Source organism: Zunongwangia sp. HGR-M22, from assembly GCF_027594425.1.
Lineage (GTDB): Bacteria > Bacteroidota > Bacteroidia > Flavobacteriales > Flavobacteriaceae > Zunongwangia.
On sequence record NZ_CP115159.1, the window covers coordinates 2,807,347 to 2,832,035 of the forward strand.

The 24,689-nt window shown below is 36.9% G+C and carries 18 protein-coding genes; all 18 read right to left on the reverse strand.

Going from position 1 to position 24,689, the window contains the following annotated elements:
- Positions 1–2: 2 nt before the first annotated feature.
- The 18 genes from PBT91_RS12225 to PBT91_RS12310 all read right to left on the reverse strand — a co-directional run bounded on the left by PBT91_RS12225 (position 3) and on the right by PBT91_RS12310 (position 24,680).
- A complete protein-coding gene (locus tag PBT91_RS12225) occupies positions 3–1,430 on the reverse strand; it encodes a sialate O-acetylesterase (protein ID WP_270058748.1) in 1,428 nt (475 codons plus the stop codon).
- Between the two features lie 92 nt (positions 1,431–1,522).
- A complete protein-coding gene (locus tag PBT91_RS12230) occupies positions 1,523–2,785 on the reverse strand; it encodes a bile acid:sodium symporter family protein (protein ID WP_270058749.1) in 1,263 nt (420 codons plus the stop codon).
- Between the two features lies 1 nt (position 2,786).
- A complete protein-coding gene (locus tag PBT91_RS12235; RefSeq protein WP_270058750.1) occupies positions 2,787–3,449 on the reverse strand; it encodes an aspartate/glutamate racemase family protein in 663 nt (220 codons plus the stop codon).
- Positions 3,442–4,851 carry a four-carbon acid sugar kinase family protein gene (locus PBT91_RS12240; RefSeq protein ID WP_270058751.1) on the reverse strand — a complete coding sequence of 470 codons (1,410 nt, stop codon included), beginning with the start codon at positions 4,849–4,851 and terminating at the stop codon, positions 3,442–3,444. Before PBT91_RS12240 ends, PBT91_RS12235 begins: the two co-directional genes overlap by 8 nt.
- Positions 4,838–6,091, reverse strand: coding sequence for a ribulose-bisphosphate carboxylase large subunit family protein (locus PBT91_RS12245; RefSeq protein ID WP_270058752.1), 1,254 nt, complete (start codon positions 6,089–6,091; stop codon positions 4,838–4,840). Before PBT91_RS12245 ends, PBT91_RS12240 begins: the two co-directional genes overlap by 14 nt.
- A 70-nt stretch (positions 6,092–6,161) precedes the next feature.
- Positions 6,162–9,563, reverse strand: coding sequence for a glycosyl hydrolase (locus PBT91_RS12250; RefSeq protein ID WP_270058753.1), 3,402 nt, complete (start codon positions 9,561–9,563; stop codon positions 6,162–6,164).
- Complete coding sequence (locus PBT91_RS12255) at positions 9,563–12,802, reverse strand: glycoside hydrolase family 2 TIM barrel-domain containing protein (protein WP_270058754.1); 3,240 nt, start codon at positions 12,800–12,802, stop codon at positions 9,563–9,565. Before PBT91_RS12255 ends, PBT91_RS12250 begins: the two co-directional genes overlap by 1 nt.
- Positions 12,803–12,836: 34 nt before the next feature.
- Positions 12,837–13,967 (reverse strand): glycosylase, encoded by a 1,131-nt coding sequence (locus PBT91_RS12260; RefSeq protein WP_270058755.1) that lies wholly within the window; start codon positions 13,965–13,967, stop codon positions 12,837–12,839.
- A 78-nt stretch (positions 13,968–14,045) separates the two neighbouring features.
- Positions 14,046–15,287, reverse strand: a complete 1,242-nt coding sequence (locus tag PBT91_RS12265; protein WP_270058756.1) for a glucuronyl esterase domain-containing protein — start codon at positions 15,285–15,287, stop codon at positions 14,046–14,048.
- Positions 15,284–15,604, reverse strand: a complete 321-nt coding sequence (locus tag PBT91_RS12270; protein WP_270058757.1) for a hypothetical protein — start codon at positions 15,602–15,604, stop codon at positions 15,284–15,286. The genes PBT91_RS12265 and PBT91_RS12270 overlap by 4 nt, the downstream gene beginning before the upstream one ends.
- Positions 15,605–15,624: 20 nt before the next feature.
- Positions 15,625–16,668, reverse strand: a complete 1,044-nt coding sequence (locus tag PBT91_RS12275; protein ID WP_270058758.1) for a Gfo/Idh/MocA family protein — start codon at positions 16,666–16,668, stop codon at positions 15,625–15,627.
- The gene (locus tag PBT91_RS12280) at positions 16,668–17,702 is read right to left on the reverse strand and encodes an L-rhamnose/proton symporter RhaT (RefSeq protein WP_270058759.1); all 1,035 of its coding nucleotides are present in this window, start codon (positions 17,700–17,702) and stop codon (positions 16,668–16,670) included. The genes PBT91_RS12275 and PBT91_RS12280 overlap by 1 nt, the downstream gene beginning before the upstream one ends.
- Positions 17,699–18,562, reverse strand: coding sequence for an amidohydrolase family protein (locus PBT91_RS12285; RefSeq protein ID WP_270058760.1), 864 nt, complete (start codon positions 18,560–18,562; stop codon positions 17,699–17,701). Before PBT91_RS12285 ends, PBT91_RS12280 begins: the two co-directional genes overlap by 4 nt.
- Before the next feature lie 3 nt (positions 18,563–18,565).
- Positions 18,566–19,714, reverse strand: a complete 1,149-nt coding sequence (locus PBT91_RS12290; RefSeq protein ID WP_270058761.1) for a CaiB/BaiF CoA transferase family protein — start codon at positions 19,712–19,714, stop codon at positions 18,566–18,568.
- The gene (locus PBT91_RS12295; RefSeq protein WP_270058762.1) at positions 19,711–20,880 is read right to left on the reverse strand and encodes a CaiB/BaiF CoA transferase family protein; all 1,170 of its coding nucleotides are present in this window, start codon (positions 20,878–20,880) and stop codon (positions 19,711–19,713) included. The genes PBT91_RS12290 and PBT91_RS12295 overlap by 4 nt, the downstream gene beginning before the upstream one ends.
- Complete coding sequence (locus PBT91_RS12300) at positions 20,870–22,033, reverse strand: ABC transporter substrate-binding protein (RefSeq protein ID WP_270058763.1); 1,164 nt, start codon at positions 22,031–22,033, stop codon at positions 20,870–20,872. Before PBT91_RS12300 ends, PBT91_RS12295 begins: the two co-directional genes overlap by 11 nt.
- A complete protein-coding gene (locus tag PBT91_RS12305; RefSeq protein WP_270058764.1) occupies positions 22,033–22,476 on the reverse strand; it encodes a MaoC family dehydratase in 444 nt (147 codons plus the stop codon). The genes PBT91_RS12300 and PBT91_RS12305 overlap by 1 nt, the downstream gene beginning before the upstream one ends.
- Positions 22,477–22,481: 5 nt before the next feature.
- Complete coding sequence (locus tag PBT91_RS12310; protein ID WP_270058765.1) at positions 22,482–24,680, reverse strand: alpha-L-rhamnosidase-related protein; 2,199 nt, start codon at positions 24,678–24,680, stop codon at positions 22,482–22,484.
- Positions 24,681–24,689 lie beyond the last annotated feature (9 nt).

Below are 24,689 nucleotides of genomic sequence, written 5' to 3' on the forward strand. Positions count from 1 at the left end.
TATTACCATTCATCAGTTCTAAAAGAAGAAATAGGCAAGCCTCCAGTGCTCCATAATTGGGCTTCAACAAAATCCTTAAATAAATATCGCACAGCGATAGGTTCCTTTACTTGCGAAGAGGTAAGTACTACTGATTTTCGTCGAACCTCAGCATCAGCTCTATAAAATTTTTGATCTTCCCCGGCAATCTCAAAACCAGTAACCTTTCTTCCTCTAGACGTAATTCCATTAGGAACATTCTTAAAAGACACAATAACACTTTTTTCTTTAACCTCTAAAGCGTTAAATTCAGGACTTTCATACTCAAACCCTTCTAAACAATAGGTTTTAGCTAGGGCAAGATAGGCCAGTCTTTTCCCTCCTTTTTCTTTTTGTGCAGGATGGATATTATCCTTCTCCCCCACATCGGTAAGAATCGCAATTCCAGAGTTTGGAATTATTTTAGCAGCCTTTAATTGAGCTTCCCTTAAATAAGCAGAATTATTTTTTTCAACAATAGTATCTGGTGTGAATACACTATAATCAAATGGAGCAATCTGCGCAAAATAGAAAGGAAAATCTCCTTGGTTCCATTCATTTCTCCAATCATTTACCATTTTTGGAAATAGGTTTTGATATTGAAAAGGACGATCGTAATTGGACTCTCCTTGATACCATATAGTCCCTTTAATTCCGTAACCTATCACGGGAGATAACATCCCATTATATAATGCAGTTGCTGTTCTATTAGGCTCACCAATATCTTCCGTTTTTTCTGGAATATGTATACTATCAAAATCCTTTAGCATTTGCTGGCTCATCCATGCTTCTACATTAGATCCTCCATAAGAGACATGAATAAGCCCTACGGGGACTTCCAGAACCTTGTTGAGCAAACATCCAAAATACCAGGCTGTAGCACTAAAATTTGAAACATTTTTTGGAGAAGCTTCAACCCAGCCACCCTCAAAATCTTTTATTGGTTCAATTTTAGAATTTCGTGGAATAGTAATAAGTCTTATATTTTTATTTCTGGAAGTAACAATAGCATCATTACCACCATCCACTGGCTGCCCGGGAAAACCTTTTAAAGGCATTTCCATATTAGACTGTCCAGAACATAACCAAACTTCCCCAATGGTAACATTTTCGATTGATTTCGTATCATTATCATTCGCTACGGTAATTTTAAAATTTCCGCCTGCCTCTGGAGTTTGAATCTTTACACTCCAATTCCCCTTGTTGTTACTTTTAGCTTTATAAGTCTTTTGGTCCCAGGATGTAAATATTTGATATTCCGCGTTTGCCTCACCCCATCCCCAAATCGGAACTTGGGCTTGCTGCTGAAGAATCATATCATCTGAAAATAAAGAAGGTAATTTAATCTGCGCATTTAGTTGAAGACTAAAAAATACGCAAATAGCAATTAATGTGGATTTGAAAAAAATCATGTATAACAACGCTTAGATATCCTAAATTTAAGCATTCTATATATCAAACCATCCTGCACCTACTTGCCATCTAAGGCTTTTAAGTGATCAGACTATTTATTTTTTCTCCAGTAATTCGCGAGTAGAGATCCAGAAATATTCATCCAGGGACTAAAAACGGCTGAAGCCAAACCCAATGTAGCCAATTTCCCCATAACCCCAGCAAGTCCAGATGCCATACCTCCATTTTGCATTCCAACTTCTAATGCAATGGTTTTGGATGAAATTTTATCCATACCTAAAATTCTGCTTAACCAATATCCCAACGTATACCCTAGTGAATTATGAAGAATAGATGCCAGTAACAGAAATAGTCCTATGGCAAGTAAATTATCCCGGCTAGCAGCAGTAGTAACAGTAGTAAAATAGATAATTCCACACATTGAAATTAATGGCATAATGCGCTGTATCCTGGGATAAATATAAAAAAGCAAATAATATAAATTTCCAAACAACACAGCTCCGAAAACAAAATTAACAAGACCTATTAAATTAAGAATATGCTCAGAAAATATTGTATTCAAATATCCCCAAAATCCAAAATACATAATCAATAACCATAAAATGGAAACTACTGAAAAAGCATTTATTATTTTTATGAATATTCCATCACTATTACGTAATCCATCGAATATCAAAGCTGCTCCAATTGGTATGAGAACTATTTTTATAATTTGAAAACACATTTCCAGAAAATTAATCTCTACATAAGTACCTGCTAATATTTTCATCAAAAAAGGTGTCATTAAAGGTGCTATTAAAGTTGCAACAGCTGTAAGCGTAATAGACAAAGTTAAGTTTGCATTAGCCAGATAAACCATAACATTAGAGGCTAGACCACTAGAGCAGGATCCTATCAAAATTATACCGGCAGCTATTTCAGGTTCAAAATCAAATAATTTAGCAAGTAAAAATCCAGTAATTGGCATGATCGTAAACTGGCAAATTAAACCGATCAAAACTCCTTTTCCCATCGTACGCAAACCTCTAAAATCTTTTAAGCTCATTTGCGTTCCCATTCCAAACATTACCAATTGCACAATAATCAATATTAACCAAGGGTTTCTTAGGTCTACCGCACCCCATTTAAGAAAAGCCGTAGGATAAACCATCCCACAAACAATCGCGCAAATAATCCACGCTGTATATTGGTAAGTTTTAAGTTTCTCTAATGAACCTAGCCCTATCGCGATACTCACTGCGGCCAATACTGCAACCGGTGCAATTAAACTTACAACATTACTTAACCATAATATAAATAGTAGAATAATTGCTGCTCCCCCTATCCACAAAGCGTACTGGTAAACTTTTTTCATTTTACAGTATTCTGACAAGATATTCCATAGCTACTGGAGGGCTTGCCAGTATAGGAACTTTTCTATCAATATCATCCAACTGTTCTACCACTCTCGCCATTGAAGCCTGGGCCAAAACTATCACATCAACAGTATCTGTAAGTTCTATTAGTGCAGCTGCTACTTTTTTATCGTGTTCTTGCGCATTCCCATTCATCAAAGCTTCGAAAGCTCCCTCGCATAATTTTGAAGTCAGTTCTATTTCTTTTCCCACAGCAAGTGCTCTACGCCGAACAAGATCACTTGTAGGTTCTAAAGTTGTAGGAAGCGTGGCAACCACTCCAATTTTTTTTCCTTCAGAAACCGCTTTATCTGCCATAGGACGATCTACGCGGAGCACAGGAACAGAAGTTAAAATTTCTGAAGACTCTACCGCAGCACCGATAGAAGAACAGGTTACCATTATGTAATCTGCCCCGGCTTCTTCGGCAGATCCAATATAATTTACTACTCGCCTAGCGGTATCCGGAGTTAATTTATTCCGTTCTATCGTATTCTTGATGAGACTGTCGTCAACAATATTAAAAATCTGAATATCTTTATCTTTCAGGTATTCTTCGACAAGCTCTTGAAATATTGACACCAAAGTAGCTGAAGTATGGATTAATGCTAATTTTTTACTCATAATTTTTAATTTGATTTTCAATTTTTCCTTTCTGTAATTCAACGAAATATGCTTTGCCTCCTACCTGGCCTCCTTTTAAATTAATCTCCATATTATTTATTGGAGAATCCATCGCAAAAGCTTTGCATAGTGGTGCGCCCTTGTAAAGCGGAGCAATCATTTCAACGGCATTAATACCCAATTCTCTGGCAGTATAACTTGAAGTATCTCCGCCAGCAATGATAAGTCTTTCCAACATTACTTCTGAGAGAACTCTCAGAGCAGTCTGACCTAATATTTTACCAAACTTCGCCGGTAACTCTTTCCTGGTGCGAGATGCATCCCATCCTAGCCTATTAGTAATTTCTTTTGTTGCTCCCAACCTTTTGTCGTTGGATCCTTTTGAAGTATGAAAAATAACGCTGATGTCTTTTTTTAAAAATTGAATAATTTTATCGGAATATTTGATAATAAAATCTTCCAAATTCTTTTCTAAAAATTCTGGCTCTACCAAAACTTCAGCAAAACCCATTTTTAAAGCGTATTCTATTTGATCTGCTGTAACAGGACTTGCACTTCCTGAAAGCACTAAAACAGCTTTATTTTCCTTTAAAGCTTTCCAGTTTTTGCACTCATTTAATTTTCCTTTCTGTTGCCAGTAATCTCCTAAAGCTTTTCCTACACCAGAAGAGCCTATTGTAAATAGTGATTTATCATACTCTACTGATTCTTCCAGAAGTTCGCCAAGAATTTTCATTTGGCGCTCATAAAGTCCATCAAAAAAAACAATTTTATTTTCTTTTGAAATCTGTTTGAGTTTATCTTTTAGTTGCTCCAAAGAAAGTTCAAGATCCAGAAGGTTAATTAATCCTGATGAGAAATCACACTGTAAAGCCAATTGATCTCGAAGATCACCTTCTGTAGCAGGAGTTACGGGATGTCTGGACATTGAAGGATGTTGATCTATCCTAAAAATTTCTCCATCACTGCCTATACCCATTTGAGCAAATAAATTACCGAACGCCATATATCTTCCAAGATTAGGTGCAGCGATAAGAATAGGAACAAAACGGTTTTTGAATTGCTTAAATCCCTCCTTAATAGCAACTCCAATATTCCCGATTTCTGATGAACTGTCGAATGTAGAACAAACTTTATAATGAACATGTCTAGGATTGAGCAATGCTATTTTTTCAAAATCTTCCTTAAGTGTGCGTCTCATTTCTTCGGGAATCATCGAACGGGTTAAACCTGCAACACCAATAGCATCTAGATTTTGATATTGTGATAATAATTCTACTGATGGCGGCTCCATAAATAGCATTGTTTTGGCTCCAGCTCTGGCCATAAATTCCAAGGCATCAGTAGAACCGGTAAAATCATCACCATAAAAAACCATTAATAGTTTCTTATCTTTTTGCATTACCTCCAAATTTTTCTACTGATTCCCTAAATTCTTTATTTTCTTTTGCCGTCTCCTCTAAAGTCTTACCGACAACCGCATTCTCCCACGCTTGTTTTAAAGCTTTTACTCCTCCTGCGGGTTCCGAAGGATGTGCCATAATACCACCGCCAGCCATATAAAGGAGATTAGTGGTATTTGTAAATTTGTACGTATCAAAAGCCTGTCCTCCCCATTGTCCTGAAGAAACTACAGGCAATAGGTCTTTTAAACCTAAAAAACTAGATGTACAGGATTTAATAGATCTAATTACTGATTGATCTGATTCCCAGAACTTATTACGAATTCCGTTTACATGTAATTGATCTACTCCAGCTAATCGCCATAGTTTAGCATAGGCAGGAAAATTAATGCCTAGCATTGGGTGGCGATTAATCATTCCCCAGCCGTTACGATGACCGTGAATAGATAATTCACCTCTATCAGCGATAGCTTTAACCGCGGTCCAACCAACACTGTTTATACTTAGCATTGCACAGGTACCTTGATTTTCTACAATTGTATCATAGTTTCTTTTCAGTGTATCATAATCACCTGATATATTAAAGGCATACATAACCTTTTTCCCTGTTTTTTGCTCAAAACGATTAATTTCATTCATAATAAGTTTTACTCGTCTCTCGAAGGGTGAGTTCGCAGAAGAAGCCATTAACTCATCGTCTTTTATAAAATCGATCCCGGCTTCTATCAATTCTTTCACTAGTTTTGCGGTTTCTTCCGGAGACATTCCTATGCTCGGCTTTATAATCGTACCAATCATAGGCCTTCCTGGCTTCACATTAGCCAGGTTTTTCGTTTTTTCTGAACCAAAGGCCGGTCCCCTAAATTTTCCTTCATACCATTTTGGCAAATCAAAATCATCTAACTTAAGACCAGTAAATTGTCGTAATTCGTACAGGTTTCCCTGCAGTGTAGAAATTAAGGTGGGGATATTAGCCTGGAAATTTTCAACCGACCAAGACACACTAACTTTTGCTCTTTTAAATTTTGAATTATGAATATCTCCCGGTATGCTGGGATGTGTTATAGACTCCAATTCCTCTATGCCTTCTACACGAGCTGCAAACCTTTTCTTTAAAGTTTCCGTTTCACCTGGAACAGTTACAAAAGTTCCACTGGATTGCTCTCCTGCAAGTACTGCAGCAGCATCTTCAAGTTTATAAGGGGTTTCTATTAGATAATGTGCGGTAATTCTATCCATGCATGATAAATTAAGCCTGAATCTAAATTTCCATCAAAACATAAGATTTCGCATCCTGTCCTTACATGCGCTATTTCAGGGTTTCTAATTTTACGGGGCCTATTAGCCCGGCCGGAAGTAATTTCTCACCATTTAATCGATAAGGTGCAGTAGTCCAGCTTAAGCTTTTCTTTTCCGATAATTTATGATCGCCTATTAATCTATTTCGCCAAGTATTGGTTATTTTTATTTCCAATTTATTGTTTCCATTTTTGAGCGCTTTGGAAACATTAATACGATGCGGAAACGTCCAAATTACACCTACATTTTTTCCGTTAAGAATGACTTCAGCTATATCTGAAAACTCCCCAAGATTAAGCCAAATATCATCAGTCTTTCCTTTAAACACAAACTCTTTTTTATAAACGGAAGTTCCTGAATAATACTTGATACTATCATTTTCTGAATCAGACCAATCGAATAATTGATCTATTCTAATATTTTTTTCTGCTCCATAATATTTTTTTTCAAAGGATAGTATCCATTTTTCATCCAAATTATCGAGATTCTCAAACTCATGCCAGTTTTTTCCTTTCGCTAATTGCTCTTCAGATGTTTTTTCTTTAAATAAAAGAAATAGCGAAGCATTTTTTGCGAATTTCAGGGGTACGACCGTACGCTTATTTTCTTCTTTCCAATTCCTAAGAGGACGTGTCTCATTAGTAACAGGATCATATAAATAGGGTTTTTGGCCAATTATACGGAAAGAAACTTTGACCTCTTTCTCTATGGAATCCTGATTGCTTAGAAAATAAATTTCAGATTTATTTGTCTTCCGGTGAGACCACGAAAATTTCTGAATCCCATCTCTTTCTAGTTGAGAAAACAATACATCTGGCTCAACGCCTATTTCATTAAAATTCTTCCCGTAAAATGGAAGTTGAATTACTTTTCCTTTTCCTATTTTCCAAGAGTTACCAACTTCTAAATTCAAATCGTTTTTATAGCCTTTCCAGATTTCATCGATTGTTTTTTTCCATTCCAATTTATCTATTGAATCCGAAAATCCTGAAATCCGAATTGGTTTTTCAGCAACGAAAATTGTAGCTCCTTTTTTGACTAATTTTAATATTTTATCGGCTACTTTTTTCGAAATCATACGATTAGGCGACATTTTTCGACTTCCGGGAAATACTAACGCCTTGTACTGAATATTTCCCTTAAATTGAACATACCCATCAATAACCTTTGCGTCATTGAGCAAAACATCTGGATTGAATGAATCATATTTATAGCCATTCATGGTGTTCACCCAATCTTTTTGATTAGTAACATTTTTAGAATAGGTAACTTCTTTAGGCATTTTTGCCGTAGGCTGTCCTTTATTATTTAAACGAGATTTTTCAGAAATAACTCGTTCTTTTCCAAAAATATTCGGCATAAAGGGAACCAATCTATCTGGTAAAACCGATCGAGACGGTAATTCTTCTCCACTAAAAACGGCTAGATCTACTACCGGAGTTCCTTTTTGAAGTTGAAACTGAACTCTTCTACAATACTCTACCCAAGCTTTACCGGGCTTCCACCAGGTTTGATCTCTTTGAAAATAATGTCCTACGCCATCTAAAGTCATTCCCGGTTTACGATCTAACCATGGGTTGTGTACAAAAACATGATAAAAGATTCGATTTATACCAAGCGCAAAATTACGATCTGCCATTGGTTTCAATAACTCTGGGTCTTCATCCCAGTCCATTCTTAACTCGGTAAACGCTTCAGCCTGAATAATATTTTTATCGTAAATATGCCCTCCTGAAATGGCATCTAACATATCGTTTGGTTTATCGTGGGTCGGACTTTTTAACCAATATTCACCTCCGGGATAATCAACATTTTTAAAATGCATTAATGCATCACTAACCATAGTTGGCGCTACATTTTCAGAACTGAATTTCACACCTAGTTGATCTGCTTCAGTTTTCATGGTTCCGAAGAAATTATCCACAATCAGTTCAGAAATAGTTTTACGGACATCGTATAAAATCTGCTCTGAAGTTTCCTTGTCTTCTAAAGGAATTCCAGCAAAAAGCGGAAGAAATGGAACAATGTCATACCCACGACGATTTTTAAATTCATTTCTAAAAACAGTACTCCAGTTTTGACTTCCTGCCTCCCAACTATCAATATGCAGAATACTCAGCACTTTTGGAACCAAATCTTCCCCAGCTATCGCTGCTGATTTCCCAAACCATTTATGAAATTGAAATTTTATTGCATCTGGATTAAATTTATCTACTTCCAGCCCTTTTCCTGCTCCACCGGTTTCATTTTCCTGACCCGTAGTGGTATGTCCAAAACGTATAATCTTCCATTTACCAGAAGGAGCATTCCAGCTTAATGATCCTTTTTTGTCTATATATTCAGAAATATCTACAATCTTATCTTTTTTTGTATAATCACCTTTTAGAATAGTGGTGGTTTCCGGACTTACTCTCCAGACTAAACCTGATTTACCTTCGTAATTACCTATTTTTGATTGATTAGAAAGTATAATTTTACTCACCTTAAGGGATTGTTTCCATTTCCCGGCATCGAGATCTTCAGAACCAGGTTCAGATCCTTCAGGATCATACACAAATCGAAAATATTTTGCTTTTACCGGTTCTATGCTATGTGTATAAGGAATTCCTGAATCTTGCCAACCATGACGCGGTGCCGTAAGCCTTCCCAGATCTTTGAAATTAGTTCCATCATCACTCACCATAACTCGAAGACGATGTGCCTGATAGTTTACTCCTTTACTTTCAATTAAAATCGATTTACATAAAAAGGCTTCTTTAAACTCATACTGAATCCATCCTTTTTCACTCAACTTCAATTCATCTTCACTTGAAAGATCATTAAGAAAAGAAGCATCAAAATCAATTTTAGTAGATGTTAATTTTGGCGATTTATCACTAGATGTTATTTCTTCTGAATATTGTGGAATGGCAAACGTAGCGATATCTTTATAGTAATGCTCAATAGTTTCAGGCTGTTTTAAATTGAGATTAAGTTTATTCCCTCCACTAACAACAGTATCTGTCCAAACCACTTTTTGCATAGATTGTTCTGGTTTTATCCAAGGGCCACCTGCAACGGCAAAACCATCGGCTGCATGCATGGCTATTTTCAGATCTAAACGATTTGCTTCTTCAATTGCAAAACCAACCATTTCCCAAAACTCCTCGCTTAATTGTAAGATAGGAGGATTTATTAAAGGCGGATCTGTAGGGCCTTTGATGGTCATTAAATAAGCACCGGCAATCCCCGCATCTTTCATCGCTTCTAAATCAGCTGTAATCCCCTTTTTAGAATAAGCACTATTCATCCAATACCAGTACACCCAGGGTTTAGAATTTTCGTAGGCTTCGTCTTTTTCCTGTGAAAACAAAGTTGTTGTAATGAAAACAGCCAATAATAAAGCAATATAAATGAAGCTTTTTTTAATCATCAATACTTAAACTTTTGCAAATTGTCTTTTAAATTTGTTCCCTTTTTAAAAGGCTTCAGAAAAAAACTATACTCGTAATTTTGCGAAGGGATTTGATACTTTTCCAAAGGTTGACCAACAGGAGACCAACTATCATTTCCTCCCACACCCATTTGTTTTAAATCGATATTTAAGGTTATATAACCGGGATTCTTCAAATCTATAGTATGCTTAGCATCATCTAAATTTTCCTGAGTATATGGCCAGGCACTCATGCTCAATGTTTTTTGTTGAGCAACAACTAAAAGGCCTTTATTTTTATTTGAAGTCGTTAATGCCATCCAACGAATTTCTGTACGATTAGCGTTTTCCTGTGGCATCACATAAGGTTCTACAAATTCGTTAAGCTTTTTTGAATATTTACCTACGCCAAAGCCATGATTTCGATCACTATAATTTTCCATGGGCCCTTTGCCATACCAATTCACCAAATCATGATTTTTCTTGATTCCTAGCTGCATACCAATTTTCGGAATATTTGGTAATTGTTTAGAAGCATTTAGGGAATAATCTACTTTGATTAAAGCCTCAGGCAAAATTTCGTAAGTTATTGTTAGCGTTGCGCTATCCTTAATGACCTCGTAGTGACTAAGGATAGTTACCGATTGTTTATCGGAATTCACTTTGAAATCGACCAATTTGGGTTCAGTCTTGTACCATTGCTTCAATACTTTATTTGGTTTCCATCCTTTTCGATCATTATCTGTTAACGGACGTACAAAATTTGGTAGTAATGGAGAGAAAACCTGTTCTTCTCCATCGATTATTAAGGAAGATAAAGCTCCATTTTTCTTATCAAATTCGGCTTCAAAATATTCCGATTTCACGATAGCTTTTTCTGAATCTTCAGAAACTTGAACATTTAATTTTTCATTGAAATTCGGCTGAATTTCTGGTTTAGACTGTATTATAAATTGATCTGAAGCTACTACAAATCCCTTTTCAGCCCAAGCTTTATTTTCTTTTAACCGAAACTCAATATTCAATAAATACTCAGATTCTTTTTCAAGCTTTGATACAAATAATGAAGGGTTTATATTTATAGTATCGCCAGGAGCAACATCCAAAGGCTTGACTATTTTTTCTTTAGCAATTTCACCATCTTTAACAAGGATCAAAGCAACATCGTAAACCGATAAATTTTGTACTGGATTTCGGTTGGTAACTTGTAACGTATTTTTATTAATCAATTTGCTGCTCGCAGGTTGGTAGACCCATTTATTTTCATACATCGCAGCTTTTGGTCGACCATCTGACGCAACAATACCATTAATATTAAAATTACCATCATGTAATTTTTCACCATAATCACCGCCATAAGCATAGAAATCTTTTTCTGTTTTAGGATCGTTTTTTAGTAATCCCTGATCTTTATAATCCCAAATGCAACCACCTATCACTCTTGGAAGCGAACGAAATTCATCCCATAATTCTTTTAAATTCCCTGTTGAATTTCCCATAGAATGAGAATACTCTACAAAAATAATTGGCTTGGTATCAGCCTTGCTATCTACCAGAAATTTTGGTGTAAATACTCCGGGATAAAATCGACTCACCATATCTACATAAGGTGCATCTTTAGGATTCTCAAAACGATGTGAATGGTCACCGGTAGAAGGATAACCTTCATCTAGAGGATCCAGATACCCCGCTAAGCGCGGATCACCTTGGGCGGGTTCGTAATGTACAGGTCTGGTAATATCAAAATCGTGGGTCCAGCCGGCCATCGAAGCATGATTGGGGCCGGTACCAGCCTCATTACCCAAACTCCAGAATATAATGCTGGGATGGTTCTTATCACGTTCAACCATTCTTGTCATCCGCTCCATATAGGCGTGATTCCATTCGGGATCATTACTTAATTTACCTCCAATTCCATGAGTTTCTAAATTAGCCTCATCCATTACCATCAAACCATATTTATCGCATAACTCATAAATATACGGGTCGTTGGGGTAATGGCTGGTACGTATCAAGTTGAAATTAAACCTTTTGATGGTTTTAATATCCTCTTCCATATCTTTGCGAGTCATTGCTTTTCCTCTAACCGGATGATGATCATGACGATTTACTCCGTAGACATAGGTCTCTTTTCCGTTAATCAATAATTTGCTATCTTCTTTAGAAAATTCGATAGATCGAAATCCTATTTTTGATGCTTTTACTTCAGAAATATTTCCTTCAGCATCCTTTAAAATCATTAACAGAGTGTAAAGATTCGGAACCTCAGCACTCCATTTTTTTGGATTTTTTATTTGCTTTTCAAAAAAACCGAACCTTACATTATCCAATCTGGGATAACTTTCATTAATTATTTCTGAAACCGCCGTATCCAAAGCTTTTTCAAAAACAGGATGATTCTCTGGATCGTATAACTGAACTTCTAGGCGATGGTTTTTAATGGTATCGTCGGTAAGATTTTGCACTTCTGGTCTTAATTGAAATAGAGCATCAGTATAATTTTTATCCAATTTTCCTTGAAAGAAAAAGTCTTCTATATGCAATTTAGGTTCAGCCATAAGAAATACTTCTCGTTGAATACCACTTAATCGCCAATGATCCTGATCTTCTAAATAGGATCCATCGCTCCAACGTAACACTTGTACCGAAAGTGTATTTTCACCTTCTTTTAAATAAGGTGTAATATTAAATTCTGATGGTAAAAAACTATCTTGACCATATCCTAAAAAGTCACCATTAATCCATACTTTAAAGGCTGAGCTTACACCGCCAAAATGCAACGTAATAATATGATCTTTCCAATCTACCGGAACGGTGAAATTTCTTTGATAAGACCCCACTCCATTAGTAACTTTTGGTACTGACGGTGGATTTATAGGACGGAAAGGATACACTGCACTTTTGTAAATAGGGATATCGTATCCCTTTAATTCCCAGTTTGAAGGAACTTCAATTGTATCCCAATTTTTTACTTGCTTTCTATAAAATTCTGATGGCCCATTTTGAAAGTTTACAGCATATTTAAAATGCCATTGGCCATTGAGCATTTTCAATCGACTTCTGTTTCGATCACCAATTAATGCATCTTCAATATTTTTATAGGAATAAGCTGTAGCTCTTGCTGGTTCGCGATTGATACTGGTTACCAAAGGATTCTCCCAGGGATTAGGTTTATAAATTTGCGGTAATTCTGGTATCCCTGCCTTTTCTCCGGTAACCGTTTGACCAAATGTTGACAAACATGTACAGACTAAAACTATAAAATAAAAATTCTTAATTTTTCTTTTTCTCATCAGGGGCTACAAAATGAAGTTCACTTTTTCCTAAATCTTTGGAAGTTGCTACAGCGATACCACGCTGAAATGGCTTGTTTACTGCACAATAGAAATGATAAACCACCCCGTCATGCTTTACCACAAAAGATTTATGCGCAAAAGATTCATCATAAGGCTCTGATGGCGCAATGAGATCTTCTCCTTCCCAGTCTTTCCAGTTAATTAAATCGTTGGAAACAGCAAATCTATTAAACGCGCCCTCCTTCCAGAAGGCGCCAAAATAAAACATTACCCAGGTATCATTAATCCGTTGAATATATGGATCTCCTGAAATCCCTGTATGGTGATTGATTAATGGCTTATTACCGTAACGCTTCCAATCTTTCATATTATCAGAAACTGCCATGGCTATTCTTTCTGCACCTTTTCCCGGATTTAAACTATCTCCACGGGCATTGTAATACATAATAAATTCGTGACCTGTTTCTCCTTGAAAATCTCTTATCACAGTTTCCTTATACATCGTACTGTTATCATACCATCTGGCATCTTGATCATGTGGTGTAAGTATAGGTTTTGGCAGTCTTTCAAATTCAACTGGTTTATTAGGTACTTTTTCAGAATAAGCCATGCCTAGCGATAAGGTGCCGGCTTCATAACCTTCACTATCACCTCCAAAATAGCTCATCCAATATTTATGATCATATGTATTCCATTCATAACTACCACCCCATGTTGGATCTTGTAAAGCGATATATCCTGCCTTTTGATTTCTATCCCATTGGGTCGTATCGTTTGAAAAAGACATAACCTTGCCTAGGTGTTCCCAATCCAGCAAATTTTCACTTTTAGCCATCCATGTTTCATACCCTCTACCATCATAAATAAGGTAAGTCATATACCAGATATCGTCAATTTTATACACACTAGGACAATCCATTTTATAAGAATTATCTTCAGGAACCATCACCAAACCGTATTTATAAGGGGTTTTGATCTCGTTATAAATCTCTTCCATCACTGCATTAGTAATCTCCCTTTTTTTATACGTTTTCTTTCCCACCTTATTAGAGCATGAAATGCATATTGAAAATATCAAGAACACAAAAGAGATATATAATTTTTTCATTGAAACTAGGTTTGACTGAACAGTAAGACAATATAAGACACTAAAGCTTTATAGCTATCCTGTACTTACTTGAAGATTCTATTTCCAGTTCAAATCAGCAAATTTTAAGAATTGTTCCCAGTCGTATTTAGTAATATCATGTGTTCCCGATCGAATATGGTATCCCATTCCTTTTTTAAGTATGGGTTGATTTATTTCCGGAAATTGCGTAGTTGTAAAAGCTTCTATTCCAAAAAGATTATATATCGGAGAAGCTAATTTTGCCGAAAGAAATTCGCCTTCTGGATCTGATCCGGGATCGCCTTCAGCACTAGCAATATAAACTGGTCTTGGCGCTATAAGAGAAAGCACCATATGCTGATCAAAAGGTAATTTTTCTTCATTTAGATTAAACTCTTTAAACTTTTTACTAAACCAATGCTTATTGCCATTATTCAAACGAGCTAGATCTTCTCCCACTTTGCGTTTAGAAAGTGCAGCTCCGCCTCCGCCGGATTCATTACTGATAACCATTCCAAAGCGTTGATCTTTGGCTCCAGCCCAAATAGCTGCTTTTCCCATCCTAGAAAATCCTAAAACGGCTATTTTTTCAGAATCAATATCTTCGTCAGTTTCAAAATAATCCATACAACGACTCAATCCCCAAGCCCAGGCACCCATAGTGCTAAAATTATCTTCTCTATTTTGCAATTCTGGATATAAAGCATGTATTCCGTTTTTAAAATCATCAAAATAATCCGGATCAAGATCGCCCGCATAAACCGTAGCTACACCATAACCTTTTTCCAAAATCATTTCTATCGGCCAGCGACTCGAAACTGCACCACGAGATTTTTCGGTTGGATGATTTTTAATTGAGCCCCCTGCTCCTATCCAAACCCACTTGTCTGATAAACGAATTTTGGGATCTGAATTAACTGCATGATTTCCCTGAAAATTTAATCCTAAAAATACCGGTGCGGGTTTAATGTTTTTAGGTAGATAAATCAATAAATCTAGTAAATGGTAATCGGTTTTCCCTGGTATATATACAGCCACTTGCTTCCGAATCGCTTTTCCCTTTAAAGCATTTTCTGATTGATCAAAAACTATAATTTTGAGTTCGTGAGGAGCTTCAGGGGAAATTCCATACATTAACTTTTTGACCATTTCTAGAATTTCTGGCCGGCGTACACTTTCCCATTCTTCAATTTTGGTGATTTTAATACCGTTTTCTGATAGTAGCGGGTCTAGTAAATTTAATTCGACAGACTTTCTATTCTGCGCAGTTAGGTTGAAAAACATTCCGGTGAAAAATATCGTAAAGAAGAGTAATCTCATATTAAGCCCTTTTCCTCTAGTTTTTTCTTAAGGCTATAATATTTCTGAAGATCAAGCTCATCCTGTGATTTTCTATCTTTTCGTCTTACACGCTCCGGTTCAGAATTTTCAAAGATATCTTTTACTTTCACTTTAATTTCTTCATCTAATTCTAAAGTAGCATTTAACCAATCAATATTTTCATCATTATCCGTATCTAGTCCTCCAAAATGAAGATCTATTGTATCGTGATGTTTTGTTAAAATAACGGTTAAAACACCTTTATATAAAGCTGCTTTAAAAACTTCGCCTTTTACATTTAATTCAAAACCTATCATATTATTTTAAAATTAAATATTTATTCTTCTAATGAAGATGGATCAACCCCACCCTTCTGATTTGAAATGTAAGCCGCTTCAACCGCAGCCATGGTATGAATACAATCTTCCACACTATTATTGGGAATATAATTGTTGTTCTTGCGCGCCTTAAATAGTTCTTGCATAGAACCTATAAATGCATGCGGAAACCAAGTACCATTGATTTTTTCTTCTTGCCAGTCCTCGTTTTCATCATATAAAATATATTCAAATTTATCATCCCTGCCTTTTGGATAATCCTTTAAGACTCCAATTTCAATTCGAATTGCCCCCTTGGTTCCCTCAATTTTTATAAAAGAACGCTGATATTTTTGAGAATACCCATGATTATGATTGGTAAGAATATTAGCTCTTATAAAATCACCGTAGTCCATAATAATATTAGATCGCACCTGTGCAAGATTTTTACATTCAGGATGCTTGATAGATTTAGCATAAACCTTCATGGGATTTCCAAGAAAGGATCGAACAAGATCTATATAATGAATGCTATGATAAAGAATTTCCATTCTGGGAATATTTTTCAAAAAATCCCATAAATGCCATGGTGTAAAAACATTTACATTTATCTCTATATCATGTATTTCTCCAAGCTTACCTTCAATGATAAAATCTCTGGCTTTACTAATAAAAGGAGCATAGCGTAATTGAAAATTAACGCCTGCCTTTATTTGTTTATCACGACATAGGTTTAAAATTTCCTGCGCTGTTTTCAAGTTTTCACCCATTGGCTTTTGGATAAGTATTACTGAATCTTTAGGTATTTGTTCTAAAACATTAAAAACTTCTTTACCAGGAACAGCGACGTCATAGACTGTGGTACTATTACTGTATCGTATAGCCTCATCGAGGGATTTAAATACATTAGGTATTTTAAAAAGTTCTGCAAGATTTTTAGCCTTCTCTAGATCCATATCAAATATGCCAATCACATTGTAATCAGCAATTTGATAAGCGGGTAAATGGGCATCTTTAACAACGGCACCTGCTCCTATTATGATTATCCCAGTTTGATCTCTCATTAGGTTGAAATTGAATTACCCATGGTTAATGAAAATACAGCTAAAAGCAATATAATTATAGCCATCACAAGTGAAAAAATTGTTCTTCGTTTGGCATGAATCCATTCTTTTAGTACCAAACCTGCTACCATACTGAATAATACCAGCATAATCATATGTATTGCCCAACTTGTAAATTTATAGGCTCCCATTCTTACATGTCCCAGTCCATAGAAAAAGAATTGGGAATACCACATCATCCCAGTAAACGTCGCTAGGACAAAATTTAATCGAAGAGACTTGCTTTGTAAAATATGATATTCTACCCAAGTTTTTTCTTTATTATGTAGAAAAATGCAATAAATCGAAGTGGTTATAAATGCTCCGGTATTTGAAAAAATATAAACCACATTGGTTTGAAAATTTCCAGCACCGTGTTCTAAAGCAATATCAGCAATAGGTTGTCCTTGATCTATCGCGAAGCCATATAAAGCAGATAATATTCCGGCAAGAATACATAAAGGAAGTCCTTTTTTTACTGAAAATGTGGTATCAATACTACCCGAATATCCAGATATATCAATTTCTTTAAACCTTCCTGCTACTCCACAAAGTGCAATTCCTATCACTCCTAATAACATCCCTAAAATAATCCAAAATGAACCTGATTGAGACAAAACTTCACCTAATTCTCCTTTCACTAAGGGTGGTAACAACGTACCTATGACACAGGAAATTCCTATGGAAATGGCGTAAGTAAGTGAAAAACCAATATATCGTATCGCCAGTCCAAAAGCAGTTCCTCCCACACCATATGCTGCTCCAAGTGTAAATGCTTTCCACATCGCATCTGAAGGCGCTTCGTGTAAAACCTGTATTAATTCAGGAATGGTTATCCATGCTACGATTAACGGAAGTAAAAACCAGCAAACAAATGCCTGAGCAAGCCAGTAGCTTTGCCACGACCAGTTGACCAATTTCTTTTGCGGTGTATAGCATAAAGCTGCAAAAGCAGCTCCAATAGCATGAAATGCCACTCCTCCAATTACACTCATAAATCTTCTAGGTTTAAATTATAAAAAGTATTTGCGTTATCGTAATAAACGGCACGCCTTTCTTCTTCACTTAATAAATCCTGAAGCGTTTCTTCATACTGTCTCCAGGTATAAGAATAACTGCCTGATAATAAAGAAACTGGCCAGTCACCGCCTAAAAAACAACGATAACTTCCAAAATGATCTAAAATGAATTTTATATAATCAGAAATATCATCTTTTCGCCATTTTTCAGGTTTTCCGGAGGTAGTTCCCAGACCTGAAATTTTCATATAGAAGTTTTGATTTTGAGCTGCTTTTTTCATCAAATCTCCCCAAGATCCGAATTTCAGATTTTCTTTGATAGGAGGTTGATTTAGGTGGTCGAATACCATTTTCAGTTCCGGCACCTGTCGGCAAACTTCCAGCGCAGTTTCGATGTGTTCCGGCAAAACCCCTACCACATCAAATGGAATTTGGTGTTTAGCGAGCACCTGTAACGACTTCAATACCTTTGGCTGTAATAACCACCTGGCATCCTTTTCATCGTGAATGAGGTGTCTAACACCTTTAAAATATAAGTTCTTTTGATATTTATTCTGCAAGATTGCTTTGGAATACTCAGGATCTAACAAAGGTAACCAACCAACCACACCTTTTATCCAGGAGGTTCGGTTTGCCACATTCAGCATCCAATCTGTATCTTCAAAATTGTTAGCCGCCTGCACCAATATCCCATATTCCACATTAGTTTTGAGTCTTTCGCCTTCAAGTTCTTCAATAGCATAGGTGCGATTTAAAGGAGAATTATTTCCTTCTAACCACGTGTATTTTGCTTTTTCAAAATCCCAAATATGAATATGGGTATCAATAATCTTCATTTTCTAAGGCTTTAAATTGAATTCTCTCGAAATCGAATCATTGTGCTCTCCCAGAAATGGAGCTCCAACAACAGAATTTAGTTTTTCACCGTTAATTCTAATCGGGCAGCGTGTTGTCTTTATCACTTCACCTTTGCTGGTTTTCACATCCATTTCCATTTCCAGCAATCTGTATCCTTCCTCTTTTTTTAATTCTTCTATATTGTAAACTTTTGCACACCAAATATCAGCAGCCTCCAAAATATTGAGCCAGTAGGATGTGGTATTATCTTTTAAATGCGCTGCTAGAACTTCTTTAATCTCGTCTCTCTTCTTAAACCACTGCTTTGAATAGGGAAACTTTCCCAATTCTGAACAATTTAGAAGTTCTCCCAGTATTGGAATATTTCCCATGGCAAGAGCTAAGAATCCGTCTTGAGTTTTATATATTCCATAAGGTGCTGCCACATAAGAATGTGCATGATTCTTTTTGCTTCTTTCTGGTAATTCTTCGCCGTCATTCAAAAAGGTGGTAAAAACTTCAAACTGAAAATCCAGTGCAGACTCCAGCATACTAACCTGAACAAGACTTCCTTTTCCCGTATTATCCAGTTTCACCAATGCTGCGAGAATACCCTGAGCCAGATGGGTTCCAGCAAGAATATCAACCACGCTTATTCCCATAGGTGTGGGCAATTTTGTGCTTTCCCCATTTAAATATGGTAAACCGGTTAGTGATTGTAAAAGCAGATCTTGCCCCGGCAGTCCTTTCCATTCTCCTTCAACGCCATATCCGCTAATGGAAGCATAAATGATCTTTGGATTAATTTTCTGAACCTCATCATAGGAAAAACCGAGTCTTTCCATTACTCCAGGTCTAAAATTATGCATTAACACATCAGCATTTTTCAGTAACTCCAAAACTTGCTTTTTATCTCCCTCAACCTTCAGATCTGCAGCAAAGCTTTCTTTATTACGATTAATCGTATGAAATAAAGTAGATTCATTGGCAACTTTTATCTCAGAAACATAAAGCTGCCTACAAATATCGCCGCTCCCTTTTTTCTCAATCTTAATCACTCGAGCTCCAAAATCAGCTAAACGAAGACTGGCAGATGGACCCGATAGAAATTGTGAAAAATCTACAACCCTTATTCCTTCCAGCAATTTCATAAATGCGCTGCCTTTAAATTGAACTCCTCTTTAATATTTTCAGAATTTCGACCAAGCTGCGGCGCGGGTACGGCTCCCCACATAATTTCCCCGTCAATTCTTATAGGACAACGATTAGTTTTAAAACCTTTTTCTTCGGAAACTTTTATTTCCTGTTCGAGTTGTAAAAGGTCGTAGCTAGCCGAATTTTTCAGTTCATTCCAGTTTTTCAACTGGGCAGCCCATAAACAGTTGGTCTGTAACTTTTCTATCCAGTATGCTGAAGGTTTTTCTTTCAGCATATCAACAAGAACCGCTTTGATCTCATCTCTGTTTGAAAAAATCATGGATTGATCAAAACCATTCAAGCTTTCAGAATTCAATACGTCTTTCAGATCTTTCAGCGGAATCATGGCCAGCGCAATATGCCCATCTTTGGTTTTATAAATTCCATAAGGAGCTCCCAGCAAAGCGTGAGCATTGTTCACTTTGGAACGCTCCGGAAGTTTACCGCTGGCAAAATATGTGGTGAATAGTTCAAACTGAAAATCAATAAGCGACTCCAGTAAACTGACTTCAATTTTGACCGCTTTGTGCTTACGTTTTCGATAAACTAAAGCTGCCAGAATTGCCTGTACCACTTGGGCGCCACAAAGAATATCTCCAATTGCCAGACCAAAAGGCGTTGGAGCATCATCTTGATCACCACTGGCATACATTAAACCGCTCATAGCTTGCAAAAGCAAATCCTGACCTGGTTTTTTAGCCCAAGGCCCTTCTTTTCCGTAGCCGCTTATTTCAGCATAAACCAGTTCAGCATTGTATTTTTGAACCTTCTTAAAATCCAGTCCTAGTTTTTCCATCACACCAGGTCGAAAATTGTGAATCATTACATCTGCTTTTCCGATCAATCTCCTGATCTCAGCAAGTTCTTCTTCAGATTTTAAGTTGGCCGTGTAACTTTCTTTATTTCGATTTATAGTATGAAAGAGGAGTGAATTATCATCCACCCATTGATCTTTTATAGGCAAAACTCGACATAAATCACCTTTGCCAGGATTTTCAATTTTAATCACTCTTGCACCAAGATCAGCAAGCCGGAGACCAGCTGAAGGTCCGGAAAGATACTGGCAAAATTCCAGGACCAAAATTCCTTTTAAAGGTTTATTATTGGATTTATTTTTCATTTTTCGTTTTCAGGCTTTCCTTATAAATACTATTCATTTCACTAAAGGCATCCAACATCCTTTTCTCTCCTTTCAAAAATTGCTGTAAAGGATCACCAGCATGATCTTGAAAATGTAAATACCCGTTATATCTTGGCCGCAAATAGGAATTATCCAAAGATTTCAAGGAGTCTTGAAAACAATTATTACTGATGGCATTATTGGTTTTATCAAGCCAGGCTTTCCGATGACCAGGCTGGCCGCCATGTAATACAAATTCAGTGGACTGGTATCTTTCTGAAGCTATCATTTCAGCAAATTTCAAAGCTTCCTTTTTATGCCCGCTGAATTCGGAAACCGATAAACCGGTTCCTCCTAATGTACTTCTTAACTTTTTTCCTTTAAAACTTACAAGGTCACCATAATGTAGTTGATATTTCGCATAACCCCTGTGTGTATAATTTGAATATCCATATGCAAAAGGGCAATACCAGAAATCGTTTCCTGAGGTCATCATTTCGGCTACTTTAATTGGATTCGCCTGAAACATTTTTTTATCCAGCAGACTGTAAAAATCCTGCATCGTGCTCATGGCTTCATAGGCCACCTGTTCACTTACGATAATATCTTCAGCTTTAAATGGTACTTCACCATGAGCCTGACAAAACATATAGAAATTCATTAGAAGATCTATGGGAATTGCAGGGGCGGCTACTTTACCCTTTTTCGCCAATTCCATAACCTCCTCCCAAGTTTGAGGAATCTCAACATTATTTTCCTTAAGCAAATCTTTTCTGAAACTAGGGACGGGAGCAGCGGCATCGATAGCCAGCGCCCACTGGTGCTCGCCAAAATAATAACTGTCATGTGAGCTACCTACCTGATTTTGCTGCTGATTTTCTAAAAATTCTTTTGGCAAATGTTCTTCTAATGGTAACACGCAGCGGGTAGCTGCGGCACATCCAACCCAGGGATGATCGATCACTAGCAAATCGTAACTTTTTGTAAGTTCTTCAATAGGATAATCTGCAAATTCCTGCAGTGTTCGCTGGCGCCATTCGATATGAACATTGGGATATAGTTCTCTGAAACGCTGCGCGCAGGCTTGCAATGGAACGAGTCCGCGGGTATGACCCCAGGTTATTCCTTTCAATACTTTTGGAGAATCATCCATTAGCCTTCCTTCTTTTCGGTTAGTAATAAGTGTTCGCAAAGCATGACCAGCTCATCATTCTGATTGAAAACCTCTACTTTCTCAGTCACAATACCATATTGTGGTTTTTTATGATCTTTTTTATCAGAAATACTAATTTTTACGCGAATGGTATCCTCAATAAAAACCGGATTGGTAAAACGTAAACGTTCATAACCGTAAGTCATTGCCACTTCATTAATCACATTGGCCGTCATGCCGATAGCTACTGAAAAGATCAAAGTGCCGTGTGCAATTCGCTTTTTGAATGCTTGTGTTCTACACCATTCTTTATCCATGTGATGCGGGAAAAAATCGCCTGTTTGTCCGGCATGCATCACAATATCGGTTTCGGTTATGGTGCGGCCAATGGTGGTTCGCTCTTCACCGATTTCAAATTCTTCGTAGTACTTCTGTATAAACATATATTCTAGATAGCTTTATAGCTGATTTTATATTCCTTTCCAGGATTGATGATCATTTCATATTCATCATTTCCCAGACTTTTGATTGTTTCTGAACTCTTGGGTTTCGATTTACTTTTGAAAATTAAATTTCCTTCTCCTTTAACTCCGGTTAATCGTATTTCTTTCTTACTGGCAAATATTTCGATTTCGCCATTAGGTGTTGGTACTTTCCCTTCCATCCAATCGAGTCCGCCAAGATTTGGCCTAATTTCATATTGCGCGTAACCTGGAGCAGTTGGCTTGACCCCTAAATAATATTTACCGAACAGATAAATAGGACTAGCTCCCCAGGCATGGCACAAGCTTTTCCCGTAAGGCCGTCCGTACATCGATAAATGCTGTTCTCCTTCATCTGAAGGATCATATTTTTCCCAGAATGAAGTGGCGCCTAAATCCAGCATTCCGCCCCAATAATCCCGAATTTCATCAAGAACATATTCCTGCTCCCCAATAGCGCAAAGAGCCTCTAATTCGTAAAAACGCATATAAGGCGTAGTAATCAGTAGAATATCATCGTTCAACAAAACCTTCTCTTTTACGCTTTGCTTCTGTTCTTCATTGAAATAATTGAAGAAAATCCCGAACATATTTGCATAACGGGTTACAATATTCTGCATTTCACCATTAACTCTCTGGTGCTTCATGACCTGGTTTTTTTCATCCCAAAAAACATCGAACAGTTTTTTTTGCATTTCTTCAGCTAAACTTTTATATCTCTTTTGGTCGTTATTTTCACCGGCAATTTCTGCACTTCTTGCCATAGCCTCCAGACTTCTAGCCAGGAGCATTTGTTCAAAACTTACTTCACCTGTCTTCGGTAAGCCATCGGCCCAATCGATAAAAACCCAGTCACCCTCTAAAGGCTCCAGGAATCCGGATTTATTACGCCTTCCTAAAACAAATTCCATAAGACTTTTCATTCTTGGATAGAACTGTTCAATAAAACTTGTATCACCAGTATAGAGATAGTAATCATATATTCCCACAAACCAATACAGCGAATAATCCATAATGGTATTGATATGCGCAGTTACCGGTTCTTTTCCTCTTAACGCAAGCAGCGTTCTTTCTACGGAATTATTATCGAAGAAAAGGTAGTAGTTCATCAAATAACTCTGGTAAGCGTCGCCAGACCAAATCCAACGATCCCTTTTTATTCCATCTATAAAAAATTCTCGGGAGGTAAGGTGCATTGTATAGGCTGAAACATCCCAGATTTCATTCAGCAATTCATCTGAAGAATTAAATTCCCCGCGATAATCCAGTGGAAGGTATTCGTACAACATCGAAATAGAGTCGTATTCAATAGAGGCATCTGCCTGTAACTGGACGTAACGAAATGCTTTAGATTCGTCATGTGTATATTCTGAAGGTTGATTGCCATCAAACTGAATATAATCCAGTGTTTCACACCTGGCAGAATCCATCGCTTCTTCACGGGATTCGCCATAATACAAAGAAAGCTGTCCTTCTCCCTTCAAGCCATGAACTTTTATATAACCAAAAGTTTCCTTACCAAAATCGACTAATTCCCCATTTCCTACTTTCTCTCTTTTTTTTGCATTCCAGGGTTCGGTTTCCAGCCTGAAGTCTGAAGGATTTTCATTAGGCGAATTAAATTTCCAGTAACCCACTGATTTCCAGGGTGTACCCGACTGTTGCGCTTTTCCTTCTTCATCAATCCATAACTTATCTTCGTTGGTAACGATCCAGGATTCATCTGAATTAATATATTTTCCCCGTATATAAATAGACGGTAAAAATTCCTGATTATAAACTTTAAGCGAGATAGTGTGTTTCCCTGCTTCTATTGTGAGAGATTTTGGCTGACCATAAATTTGTTCACCGTCAATCAGTAACTGAAAAGAACCTTCTGAATAAATACTAACCTCATCTGCTTCCGGCAAGTCGACTTCCGTCTGAAAAGTAACCAATGGAAACGGACTGTAATAGCCCCATAATGGCGGAAATACCGCTTCTCGCTCTGTACGACGTACTTGCATCTTATTGCTAAGCCAAATTTCGAAATCGCCAGGATACCAAATCCAGGTTGCACTGCTTTCCCTCATATTCTCTTCCTGGGAAATGGCGATATTACAACTACAAAGGGATATTATTAGAAGTACGGCAATTTTTATAAAGGAGTATTTCAATGATTTCATGAACTAATA